Annotated in this window: 8 protein-coding genes; 2 read left to right on the top strand and 6 right to left on the bottom strand. The window is 71.5% G+C overall.

Annotated features, from left to right (window positions below):
* Positions 1-117: 117 nt before the first annotated feature.
* The 3 genes from ACQP2H_RS09385 to ACQP2H_RS09375 form a co-directional block, all read right to left on the bottom strand.
* Positions 118-2,682, bottom strand: a complete 2,565-nt coding sequence (locus ACQP2H_RS09385) for an FtsX-like permease family protein (protein ID WP_208569146.1) — start codon at positions 2,680-2,682, stop codon at positions 118-120.
* Positions 2,682-3,488, bottom strand: coding sequence for an ABC transporter ATP-binding protein (locus tag ACQP2H_RS09380; protein ID WP_208569145.1), 807 nt, complete (start codon positions 3,486-3,488; stop codon positions 2,682-2,684). The genes ACQP2H_RS09385 and ACQP2H_RS09380 overlap by 1 nt, the downstream gene beginning before the upstream one ends.
* 140 nt (positions 3,489-3,628) lie before the next feature.
* Entirely contained in the window at positions 3,629-6,463 is a 2,835-nt protein-coding gene (locus tag ACQP2H_RS09375) for a helix-turn-helix transcriptional regulator (protein ID WP_357538521.1), read from the bottom strand.
* A gap of 831 nt (positions 6,464-7,294) precedes the next feature.
* Here ACQP2H_RS09375 and ACQP2H_RS09370 point away from each other — a divergent pair.
* Complete coding sequence (locus ACQP2H_RS09370; protein ID WP_208569143.1) at positions 7,295-7,564, top strand: DUF5988 family protein; 270 nt, start codon at positions 7,295-7,297, stop codon at positions 7,562-7,564.
* A gap of 178 nt (positions 7,565-7,742) precedes the next feature.
* Here ACQP2H_RS09370 and ACQP2H_RS09365 read toward each other — a convergent pair whose 3' ends face one another.
* Together ACQP2H_RS09365 and ACQP2H_RS09360 are read right to left on the bottom strand one after the other, a co-directional pair.
* Complete coding sequence (locus ACQP2H_RS09365; RefSeq protein WP_208569142.1) at positions 7,743-8,519, bottom strand: thioesterase II family protein; 777 nt, start codon at positions 8,517-8,519, stop codon at positions 7,743-7,745.
* A gap of 316 nt (positions 8,520-8,835) precedes the next feature.
* On the bottom strand, positions 8,836-10,569 hold the full coding sequence (locus ACQP2H_RS09360) for an MFS transporter (RefSeq protein ID WP_357538527.1): 1,734 nt from the start codon (positions 10,567-10,569) through the stop codon (positions 8,836-8,838).
* A gap of 81 nt (positions 10,570-10,650) precedes the next feature.
* Between ACQP2H_RS09360 and ACQP2H_RS09355 the strand changes: the two genes are divergently transcribed.
* Positions 10,651-11,259: a TetR/AcrR family transcriptional regulator gene (locus ACQP2H_RS09355; RefSeq protein WP_357538529.1), complete on the top strand. Its 609-nt coding sequence runs from the start codon at positions 10,651-10,653 to the stop codon at positions 11,257-11,259.
* A gap of 131 nt (positions 11,260-11,390) precedes the next feature.
* Here ACQP2H_RS09355 and ACQP2H_RS09350 read toward each other — a convergent pair whose 3' ends face one another.
* Positions 11,391-11,651 (bottom strand): PqqD family peptide modification chaperone, encoded by a 261-nt coding sequence (locus ACQP2H_RS09350; RefSeq protein WP_307799579.1) that lies wholly within the window; start codon positions 11,649-11,651, stop codon positions 11,391-11,393.
* Between the last annotated feature and the right edge of the window lie 155 nt (positions 11,652-11,806).

Genomic DNA, 11,806 nt, shown 5'->3' with positions numbered 1-11,806 from the left:
TGTCCCGGACCGCCACCGGCCGATCGTCCCAGCGGTAGGTCGCCCCGGGGACCCGGACACACGGTGGTGCCCCCGGTCACCCGACCGGGGGCACCAACGGCGCTGTGGGGCGCGTTCCTACTCGACGGCGACCGCTGCTTCCGCCGGTCGGGTGAGCATCACCCGACGACCGGGCAGCACGGTGGCGGCGAAGGCCAGCACCGCCGCACCCGCCACCACGGCCAGGTAGATCCAGATCGGCCCGGAGGGCACCGGTCGCCCGAGCACCACGATGCTGAACGGCAGCAGTGTGGCGACGGAGGCGATGGTGCCGAGCACCACACCGATGACGGCGACCATGCCCGCCTCCACGCTGAGCATCTGGAGTGCCTGCTTGCGGGTGGCGCCGATGAGCCGTTGCATGCCCAGCTCCCGGCGTCGGCCGGCGGTCGCCACGATCAGGGTGTTCGCCACCGAGATCATGGTGTAGCCGGCGACCAGCGCCACGAGCAGGTAGTTGACCCACGCCTGGGTCTTGGTGCGCTCGGCGAACGTGGTGATCGCATCGCGGCCCTCGATCATGGTGCCCGGGTGACCGGCGACCTTCTCCCGCAGGCTGGCCGTCAGCGCGTCCCGGCTGGTGCCGGGCTCGGCGGTGACCAGGATCTGCCGGGACAGCCCGGTGGTGCTGTGCGCGGCGAGCAGGTCGGCCGGGAGCAGGATCGTCTCGAACCCCTTCTTGGCCGGGTAGAGCGCCACCACCCGCAGGTCGACTGCCGACCGGTCACCGAGTCGCAGGGTGATCTGGTCGCCGACGCCGACGCCGACGTTCTTGCCGGCGACCTCGGGCAGCGCGACGGTGTCACCCCTGAGGTCACCCAGGTTGCCGGCGCTCGTGCGCACACCGGTGATGCTGGCGGCGCTGGCCCCGCTCACCCCCTGCAACGGCCAGGGCGACTCCACATGCGACCCGTCGTACGGCTTGTTGATCCACCCGGCGCTGGTCACGTACGCGGACGCGTCCTCGACGCCCGGCGCGGACCGCAGCGCCTCCACCGTCTCGGCGGGGAACCCGCCGGTGGTGGAGCTGAGCACCAGGTCGGCCCGCAGGTTGTCGGAGTAGTACCGCTCGGCGGCCTCGTTCTGGGTGGTCTGGAGGTAGAAGTTGGCCACCGCCAGCGCCACCGCCAGCATGATCGGGGTGACCGCGGAGGCCACCCGGACGGCGCGGGTCCGGACGTTGACCGTGCCGAGGTAGCCGGCCAGCCCGAAGAACGCCCGCACCGGCACGCTGAGCACGGCGGCGAACAGCCGGGTCAGCCCCGGACTGATCAACGCGATCGAGATCGCCCAGCACATCACCGCCGGCCCGGCGGTCGCGGAGGCCACCGCGCCCTGCATGACGATCGCCGTCACCAGGATCAGCGCGAACCCGGCGGCGAAGAACAGGATGGAGAACACCACCCGGGGCCAGCTCACCCACTTGCGCTGGACGGCGGCCTCGGCGATACCGGCGGTGGGCCGGATCTTGGAGGGGCGTCGCCCGGCCACGTAGGCGGCCACCATCGCGGCGAAGATCCCGATGGCGGGGGCCGCCAGGTAGGGGACGAAGCCCTGGTGGAACTCGACCACCGGCGAGATGACCCCCGCGTCGGAGACGATGTGATAGAGCAGCGGCCCGAGGAACACCCCGGGGGCGCAGCCGAGAATCGCCGCGCCGACGGCGACCACCAGCGCCTCACGGCGCACCATCGTCCGGATCTGCCGGGGCGTCGCACCGATCGAGCGCAGCAGCGCGATCTCCTTCTGCCGCTGCTGCACCGACAGGCCCAGGGTGCTGGCGACCACGAAGATCGCCACGAAGACCGTCATGCCGGCGAAGACACCGGAGAGCGGGATGAGCTGCGCCTGGCCGCCGACCGCCTCGGGGAACTCGGCCGCGCCCCGGTCGTCGCCGGTGAGCACGACGAGCTTACGGTCGGCTAGGGTCCGCTCGATCCGCTCGCGCAGCGCCTCCACGTCGGTGCCGGGCTTGGCCAGCACCCCGATCGCGTCGGAGGTGCCGGTGTGCGGGTTGAGCCGCCGCTCGTCGTCGCCGGAGAAGAACAGCGCCGACTGGCTCACCTCACCCGGTGGGGTGGCGATGCCGCTGACCTGGAAGGCGGAGGTCACCCCACCGACCACGACGTCGACCCGGTCACCGACCTTGACCCGGGCGAGCTTGGCCACCGCCCGGTCCAACACGACCTGCCCGGCCTGCGCGGGGGGCTGCCCGTCGAGCCGGTACGGCCCGAGCTGCGCCGACTCCCACCCGTGCCCCAGCGACTGGGTGCCGACGATCACGGGTGCGCCGTTGCGCACGACGGTGGCGGCGAAGGACGACTCGGCCACCGCCCGCTCGACCCCGGGCACCCCCTGGATCTTGCTGACCAGGCCCGGGTCGATCCAGTACCGCTCGGCCAGCGGCACCGACTTGATGTTCTTGGTGTCCTGCGGGTCCTTCTTGGGCACACCGTAGGTCTGCTTGCCGCTGACCACCACGTCGGCCGCCGCCAGCCGCTGCGGCGGGACCGCCATCCGGATGCCGGTCTCCATCAGACCACCGCAGGCGACGATCAGCGCCACACCGAAGAAGACCGCGATGAACGTCGCGATGAACGCGAGCTTGCGGTAGCGCAGGGTGCGCCACGCGAGGTACGTCATCAGAAGCCACCCCTGCCGGTGGACTGCGCCGCCCGGTTCTGCTGCCACGCGGTCAGGTGGGTCATCCGCTCGGCCACCACGTCGGCGGTCGGCGCCTCCAGCTCCCCGATGAACTGGCCGTCGGCGAGGAACAGCACCCGGTGCGCAGCGGCTGCGGCGACCGGGTCGTGGGTCACCATGATGATGGTCTGTCCCCCGCTGGACACCGTCTCACGGAGCAGTTGCAGCACCTCGATGGTGGTCTGGGTGTCCAGCGCGCCGGTCGGCTCGTCGGCGAAGATCACGGCCGGTCGCATGATCAGCGCCCGCGCGATCGCGACCCGCTGCTGCTGACCGCCGGACAGCTCGCTCGGCAGGTGCTTGCGCCGCTCGGCCAGCCCCACCCGACCCAGCACCTCCACCACGGAGTGGCGGTCGGGCCGGCGGCCGGCCAGCCGGAACGGCAGGCCCACGTTCTGCTCCACGTTCAACGCCGGCATCAGGTTGAACGCCTGGAAGATGAAGCCGACCCGCTCCCGGCGCAGCCGGGTCAGCTGGTTCTCGTTCATGCCACTGAGTTCCTTGCCGTCCAGCACCACCGAGCCGGACGAGGGCACGTCGAGCCCCGCCGCGCAGTGCAGGAACGTGCTCTTGCCGGAGCCCGAGGGCCCCATCACGGCGGTGAAGCTGCCCCGGGGGAAGCTCATCGTCACGCCCCGCAGCGCGTCGACCCGGTTCTCACCGCGGCCGTACGTCTTGCGTACATCGTCCAGCCGCACCGCATCGGCACCGCTGGTCGGCGTGCGCCGGTCCTTGTTTCTGTCCACCTCATGCTCCCCGCAAAAGAACGTCGCCGAACGGCGGTGGGTACATGTTCACGGTATGGATCGGGCCGATACGGCTCAATGGAGCTAATGACCCGAAGGGGTGGGCCTAGGCCCACCCCGGAATCGGCACCTGCGGCGGCTCAGCTCGCCTGGACCGCCGACTCCCACTGCGGCCAGGACCGCTCGCTGCCGCCAGATCCGACGGCCAGCAGCCCGGCCCCGGCCGCGTCCATCGGCAGTCCCAGTGACAGCTCGGTGCGACGCCGGACGTTCAGCTTCCGGTAGACCCGGGTGAGGTGCTGTTCGACCGTACTCACCGTGATGTAGAGCTTCTTGCCGATCTCCCGGTTGGTGTGGCCGAGCGCGGCCAGGGTGGCGACCCGCTGCTCGGCGTCGCTGAGCCGGGACATCTCCTCGTGCTCCGGGGGGGCGTCCGGGTCGTCGCCGCCGGCCGCGTCGCCGCCGGGCAGCAGCCGCCGGCACAGCGCCTGCGCCTGGATGTCCTTGGCGAGCTGCAACGCGCTGCGGGCCACCACCCGTGAGGTGTTGAACTCGCCCCGCCCGTAGTGGGCGCTGCTCAGCGCGGCCAGGGCGAGGAAGAGCTGGTAGCGGTCGCCGGATTCCTGGAGCAGGTTGGCCGCCTGGCGCAGGGTGTTGACCCGTTGCTTGACGTCGAGCGCGGAACCGAGCAGCCGCAGGGAGACCCCCCTGGTCCGGGCGTTCTCGGCACCGGGCCGGGACAGTTGCTCGGTCACCATGGCGCGGGCCCGTTCGGGCCGGCCCGAACGCAGGTAGACCTGGGCCAGGTCGCCCCGCCAGGGCAGCAGGGCCGGCAGGTCCATCCCCCACTGGGTGGCCAACTGCCCGCAGGTCTCGAAGTCGGCCAACGCCGCGTGCACCCGCCCCCCGGCCAGGTGCAGGTGGCCACGGGCCCGCAGATACAACGGCCAGAACCAGGTGTCCCGCATGGCGTCCGGGATGACGTGTTTGAGCTGCGCCTCGGCCTCGTCGAGCTTGTCCATGCCGATCATGGCGAGCAGCATGTTGGACAACGGCGAGCCGATCGCCACCCCCCAGTTGTGCGGCGACATCGCATCCAGCGCCTCGCGGGCGAACCGCTCGCTGAGCGGCAGGTCACCCTGGCGCAGCGCGATGTGCGACCGGACGTCGGACAGGATGGCATGCCAGGTGGTGGCCCCCCGGGCGCCCGCCTCGGCGCCCAGCACGTCACACCAGTGCACGGCACGGTCCATCCGGTCGGCGTAGACCAGCGTCTGCAACGCGCACAGCGCCGACTCCAGCCCGACGTCGACGAGCAGATGGCTGCCGAGCACCTGTTCGGCGCGGGCGATCACCTCGTCGGTCACCCCGTCGGTGAGCACGGCGGTCAGGGAGGGGGTGGCCGACCCGAGTGAGCCGTCGGAACGGGCCGGGGTCCCGGCCGGCGTGACCGCCGGGCCGGCGTCGGCGTCGAGCTCGGCGAACGCCACCGGGAAGTGCAGCCGCAGCCACTCGGCGCACCCCTCCAGCTCGGCGGCGGTGGTGGCGTCGAGCTGCTGGCGGGTGTCCCGCAGGTGCCGCAGGGTCTCCTGGGCGTCCGCCCGGTGACCGTGCCAGAGCTGGTAGCGCAGCAGCGCGGCGGCGTGGCGCTCGGAGAGGTGCCCGGCCCGCAGGGCGTCACGCTGGGACTGGAGGTGCTGGCTCACCGCCGCCGGGTTGATCCGCCACTGGCAGGCGGCCAACGTCGCGGTGAGCGCCGCCCGGCGGGGGACGTCGTCGCACATGTCGTGGGCCAGCTTCAGTGACTCCACCGCGTCGTCGACCCGGTCCTCGGCCAGCGCGTGGGTCGCCGAGTCCTGGAGCACCGTGATCGCCCACGGCTCGGCCAGGCCGCCTGCGGCGAGCAGGTGCCCACCGATCGCCGGGGCCGGGGCACCTTCGGCGTGCAGCAGTTCCGCCGCCCGGGCGTGCATCTCGGCCAGCGCCTCCGGGGTCAGGTCGTGCAGGACCGCCGCCCGTGCCGCCGGGTGCCGGAACCGCCCGGCGTGCAGCAGGCCGGACATCGTCAGCGCGTTGAGTACCCACTGGACCCGGGCCGGCTTGGTGTCCAGCAGCCGGGCCAGCAGCGCCGGGGTGGCGAGGTCACCGAGCAGGGCGAGCCCGTGGGCCGTCTCCAGGATCGTCGGGTCCCAGCGTCGCAGGCAGGCCAGGACCGCCTGGCGGAACTGGTCGCCGACGACCACCTCGGCGACCTCCGTCGAGCCGGCGACCCGCCGGTCCTGGCCGAGCGCGTGCAGCAGCAGCGGATTGCCGCCGCTGACCCCGTGGTACGCCGGGGCGAGCGCCGCCGCCGTCTCGTCGTCGACCCAACCGCGCAGCAGCTCGGCGACGCCCGCCTCGGACAACGGCGACAGCTGGATGTTGCAGAAGCTCGCCTGCCGGCTGATCTCGGCCCGGAACTCCGGGTGGAACGGCTGCGGCTGCGGCGACTCGGTGAGCACCACCAGGATCTGCGCGGCGGTGAGGCGCCGTTGCAGGTAGAGCAGGGTGTGCAGGGTCGTCTCGTCGGCGAACTCGACGTCGTCGACGAGCAGGACGAGGGGGCGGGCGCGGGCGATGTCGATCAGCTCGACACACATCGCGTGCACGGCCCTGATCTCGGCGTCCCCTCCGGTCGTGACGCCCTCGATGTCGACGAACGCGCCGATGCGCCGCATCACCTCGTCCGGCAGCGGCACGCTGTGGAACAGTTGCCCCATCACGGCGGCGGGCAGCAGGCGTTCCGCCCGGGAGCAGGCGGCCCGCAGCACCAGCCCGCCCGCTGCGCCGACGTGGTCGGCGAAGGCCCGCAACAACTCGGTCTTGCCCGTGGCACCGGGGCCGCTGATCAGCGCGACCCGCCCCCTGCCCGTGACGCTTCCGGAGTAAAGGTCCCGCAAGATGTCAAGCTCGCGGCTTCTCTCCACAAATTCCACCCGTCTCCCCCCAGGTCAGCGATGACGCATCGAACGAGGGTGCCGCCGACTACGGACGGGCCCCCCGGCGAGACCCTTCGGCTCGATGCCACGCGGGCCGCCGGGACCCACCCGGCCACTGACCACGTCAGCCGGCAAACCAGGTCATACAATGATGACTGCCAATTGATTGATGACTTTCACCGCGTCCCGACGGCGAGCACAGCATACATAGACACCCGTACAAGACGGTAGTGGGGTGGTGATACTTCGTCATCGATATTACGCACGGCCATGGCGTTATGTCGGATTGTTGGCCTCGGCCGAAAAATTACCACCCGGTAGCAATTACATGATCGAACAACCGTCCCGCCCCCTCCGACCTGCACGGATAGCCGCAGATTCGGCCCGTCGGACAGCGCGTTGACCTGCGAAATGACTCCGGCAGAGGGTTCGTACCGGAATTTTTCGGGCCAACTCTCCCGGCCCGCACCGATCCCGCCCACGTCGGCACACCACCACCGACCGGACGAGAAGCAGCGAATCGGGCAATCTACTCTTGAGCAAAAATTGAGTTTCAGCGAGAAGACGACACTATTACGGATGCAATTCATAAGCTCTGGTCAATGCTGCCGCCCTTGCGACATCGCCGGGGCTATCACAAATGCGACCCACCGGGCCGCAAAGTAACCGCAGGTTGGCCGGCCGCCGAAATCTGGGCGTCGGCCGGCGGGTTAGGGGTCGCTTCCGGGTATGCGCGGGCCAGTGGTGCCGCCACGCTGGAGACATCCGAGGGCAGTGACGCGGAACACGGTGTCCGCCGCGCCCCTGCCCCCAGCCGAGGAGGAAAGCGTGGACGATCTCACCCGGGTGAGCAGCGCGCGGCGGTTCAGCGACGTTCGCGGCGGTGACCACTTCGACGTCGTGCTCGAGGGCGGACCGGTCGGCCTGCCGGCCACCGATCGCGCCCACAGCGCACCGGTCGGCACCGGCCGGATCAAGGTGCCCTATCTGGGCGGCTACGAACACTTCGAACGCTCGGGCGACCACGACGGCCTCAATGACGACGCCTCGCGGGTGGTGGTCTTCCAGTGGACCATGCGGACCAAGATCGCCGAATGACGGGTACGACGGGCGGGTCACCGGTGCGCCGGTGACCCGCCCGTCGTCGTACCGGTGCCCGTGACCGCCCCGCCGGCACGGTGCCCCGGTCGGACGTCACCACCCCCGCAGGCCCAGTGTCCTGGTCGGACGTCACCACCGCGCCGGCGCGGTCGGACGTGACCGGGTCCCGGTCGGGTCAGCCGGTCGGTCCGCCCTGCTGCGCCTGCGCCAGCTCGGCACCGATCAGCCGGATCACGTCGGCTGCGTGGTCGTTGAGATAGAAGTGCCCACCCGGATACACCCGCACGTCGCACTCGCCGGTGGTGTGCCGGGCCCAGTCCCGCGCCTCGTCCAGGGTGGTCATCGGGTCCGCGTCACCGGTCAGCACGGTGATCGGGGCGTCCAGCAGCTGATCCGGGTCGGCCCGGTAGGTCTCCACCGCCTTGTAGTCCCCCCGCACGGCAGGCAGGATCATCGGCAGCAGCTCGGGATCGCCCAGCACCCGTGGGTCCGAGCCGCTGAGCCGGGCCAGCTCCCGCAGCACCCCGGCGTCGTCGCGGGTGTGCACGTACCGCTCGTCCCGGACCCGGGACGGGGCCCGGCGGCCCGAGGCGAACAGCCGCACCGGCGGCCGACCCGTGTGCCGTTGCAGGCGCAACCCGACCTCGTAGCCGAGCACCGCACCCATGCTGTGGCCGAAGAGCGCCACCGGGCGGTCCAGCCACGGGGTGAGCGCCTCGAACACCCCGTCGGCCAGGTCGGCGATGGAGTCCAGGACCGGCTCGTGCCGGCGGTCCTGTCGACCCGGGTACTGGATCGCCAGCACGTCCACCGCAGGCGAGAGGGCCCGGGACACCGGAAACAGGTAGCTGGCCGAGCCCCCGGCGTGCGGCATCGCCACCAACCGGATCGCGCTGGACGGCGCCGGATGGAACCGCCGCACCCAGAGGTCGTTCTCGAGCGTTGCCGTCATCACTGGTCCTCTACGGGTCGACACTGCGGGTGCGCCCCGCAGTGGGACGTCTCCAACGGGCGCACCCGGCCGGCCGGGCCGGACCGCCGTCTCGGCCGGTGCCCGGATCCGCCGTCACGCGTGGTGCTGACGCCCTCCCTGCGACGCCGGTGCCCGCTGTCGAAGCGAGCGTAGGAACGCCCGAAACGCCGGGACAACCCCTAAGCACAGCGGTGGCCCCCTAGCCCGCCGGGACGGGTGGGGGGCCAGGAGGTCGAATGCCCGGAGGCGGCGCTCCCGACGAGCGGGAACGCCACCTCCGGGTGGTCGAACGTGGTCAGGCCACCGGGTGCGCCGGCCGGACGGGTTGCCCGGTGGACCCGGGTCCGATCCGGACCGCCGGCCCCGGGTCGGTGTCGCCACGGTCGGCGTCCTCGGCACCCGCGCCGGACGACGGGGGGTCGACCGTCCGCTCCGGGTCGACGTGACCCGTCGGGGCACCGGGGGCATCGGCGGTGGGGTCGGTCGGACCGTCCGCCGGGCCCTGGCCGGGCACCGAGGCCCCCACGTTGCGCAGCAGCACCGCGGCCAGCACCGCCGTCACCACCAGGATGCCGGCCGAGGCGAGCGCGGCGGCCCGCAGCTCGGTGGCGAAGGCGGCCCGGGCCAGCGTGACCAGCGTGTCCGCCGCGGTGGCGGAGAGCGTCCGGCTCTCCTGCACGGCGCCGCCCAGGGTCTCCCGGGCGGTCGCCCAGGAGTCCGCCGGCACGCCGTCGGGCGCGTCGCCGGACAGCTGCCGCCGGTAGACGAACGTGCCGATGCTGCCGAGGATCGCGACACCGAGCGCCGCACCGAACTGGCTGCCGGTCTCGGAGAGCCCGGCGGCGGCACCGGCCCGCTCGGGCGGCGCGGTGGACACGATCAGCTCCGCGCTGAGCGTCAGCACCATCGCGATGCCGCCGGTCATCAACGCCTGGCCGACCACCACCAGGGCCAGCCCCGACTCGTCGCCGACCTGGGCGAGCACCAGACAACCGGCGGCACCCACCAGCAGGCCACCGGCGGCGACGTAGGCCCGCCGGAAGCGCTGCGCCAGCATCGGAGCCAGCACCGCCGCGCCGACACCCGCCGCACCCGCCGCGGGCAGCGACCACAGCCCGGCGCTGAACGGGCGTAGCCCGAGCACCAGCTGGAGGTACTGGCTGATGAAGAACATGAACCCGACCAGCGCGAAGTTGGCGAGCACGTTCATCACCACCGCCGCGCTGAACGCGGGAGCACGGAACAGCCGCACGTCGATCACCGGGTCGGCGAGTCGCCGCTGACGCAGCACGAACACCGCCAGGAAGACCAGCCCGCCGACCACACCGGCCACCGGCGGCCAGTCCACGCCGTCCTCGGCGAACTGCTTGATGCCCCAGATCATCGGCAGCACGGCGACGAAGGCCAGCACCGTACTGATCAGGTCGAGCCGGCCGGCTGCGGCGTTGCGGAACTCGGGCAGCAGCAACGGGGCCAGGATCAGCAGCAGCAGCATGATCGGCACGTTGATCTCGAAGACGGTGCCCCAGGAGAAGTACTGGAGCAGCGCGCCGCCGGCCACCAGGCCGATGACGCCACCGGCGGAGAAGCCGGCCGCCCAGAGCCCGATCGCGGCCCGGCGTTCGTTCTCGTCGTGGAACATGTTGCGGATCAACGACATGGTCGACGGCATGAGCGTCGCGCCGGCGGCACCCATCACCGCCCGGGTCCCGATCAGCATGCCGGGACTGTTGGAGAGGGCCGTGGCCACGGATGCCACACCGAACACCGCCGCACCGATCATCAGCAACCGGCGGCGCCCGATCCGGTCCCCCAGGGTCCCCATCGGAATCAGCAGGCCGGCCAGCACGAAGGCGTAGACGTCCGTGATCCAGAGGAGCTGACTGCTGGTCGGCTCAAGGTCCGCCGTGATGAACGGCAGAGCGTACGACAGCACGGTCATGTCCATGCTGATGATCAGTGTCACCATGACGAGTACCGCGAGACCGATCCACTCGCGGCGGCCGGCCTTTGCCTGCGCTGTAGCCATGGCCGAAAGCTACCACCGAATTTATACGCACGTATACATCCGGTGGATGAATTAGGGGGTGGTTCCGAGTAGGGTGACGCCGTGGGTCATCGGGAACGCCTGCTGGCAGGGGCCAGGGTCTGCCTCTACGAGCGCGGCTACACACGCACCACCGCCCGCGACATCGTCGCCGCGTCGGACACGAATCTGGCGTCGATCGGGTACCACTTCGGCTCCAAGGAGGCGCTGCTGACCGCCGCCCTGGTGCAGGCGTTCGAGGAGTGGGGCGTCGAGATCGACCGGGTGCTGCGCGACGGCACCCAACCCGACCTGATGGACCGGCTGGAGTCGATGTGGACCGGCCTGGTCGAGTCGTTCGGCACCCACCGGCCGCTCTGGGTCGCCGGGATCGAGGCGTTCGCGCTGGCCGAGCACCTGCCGGTGCTGCGGGAGCAACTCGCCGAGACCTACACCCGGGCCCGCCCGGCGCTGGCCACCTTCGTGATCCGCAACGGCGGTGAGCACGTCACCGAGGAGACCCGCAGGGCCGTCGGCTCGTTCCTGCTGGCGTTGATGACGGGACTGACGGTGCAGCGGTTGCTCGATCCCGAGGCCGCCCCGTCCGGTAAGGAACTGGCCGAGGCGCTGCGGGTGATCGTCGGCGCGGTCAACGACTCCACCGACACCACCCACCCGTCCGCCGACGCCTGACCCCCGCCCACCGGCCCACCGGACAGGGGTTCGACGCACCGTCGACCGGGATGCCGCCCGCGTGCAGGGGGGCCGGATAGGGGTCGGTCCGGCACAGCCGTCGGACGCGGCGGACAGACCCTCCTTACCGGTCACTCCACCCGTACCAGACCGGCGCGGAGCATGTCCTCCAGCCAGACGTCGAAGTCCCGTCGGGTGGCCGCCGGATCAGCCGACCACTGCCGGGCCAGGACAGCGGCCGCCCGTTCCAGCGAACCGCCCTGCTGCTGCAACGCGATCCACATCGCGGCGGCGGTCGCCCCGAACCGGTATCGCAGTCCGCTCCGCTCGGCGGTCAGCTCAAGCTGCCCGTTCCGGGTGACCTTGGCGACGATTCCCTGTTCGAGTCGCACCCGCACTCTCCCTGCCTCTCCCGTGTCCACCCCTGGTGGCACCTACCGGCGAACCGTGAACGTCCACCAGACCCGGCCACTACGTTATGCGGTCGGGTGGTGACGCGATACGGTCATGGACCCACGCCGAAGGTGGACAAAAGCCCACCCGTCCG

It is taken from the genome of Micromonospora sp. CA-248260 (assembly GCF_050942205.1).
Classification (GTDB): Bacteria; Actinomycetota; Actinomycetes; order Mycobacteriales; family Micromonosporaceae; genus Micromonospora; species Micromonospora antibiotica.
Note: the sequence above shows the minus strand (reverse complement) of the source record. Positions and strands in the feature narration are given on the sequence as shown.

What these genes read in the sequence shown, in the direction of transcription:
- ACQP2H_RS09385 (WP_208569146.1), bottom strand. Translation starts at nt 2,682, where the DNA reads ATGACGTACCTCGCGTGGCGCACCCTGCGCTACCGCAAGCTCGCGTTC.
- ACQP2H_RS09365 (WP_208569142.1), bottom strand. Translation starts at nt 8,519, where the DNA reads ATGACGGCAACGCTCGAGAACGACCTCTGGGTGCGGCGGTTCCATCCG.
- ACQP2H_RS09360 (WP_357538527.1), bottom strand. Translation starts at nt 10,569, where the DNA reads ATGGCTACAGCGCAGGCAAAGGCCGGCCGCCGCGAGTGGATCGGTCTC.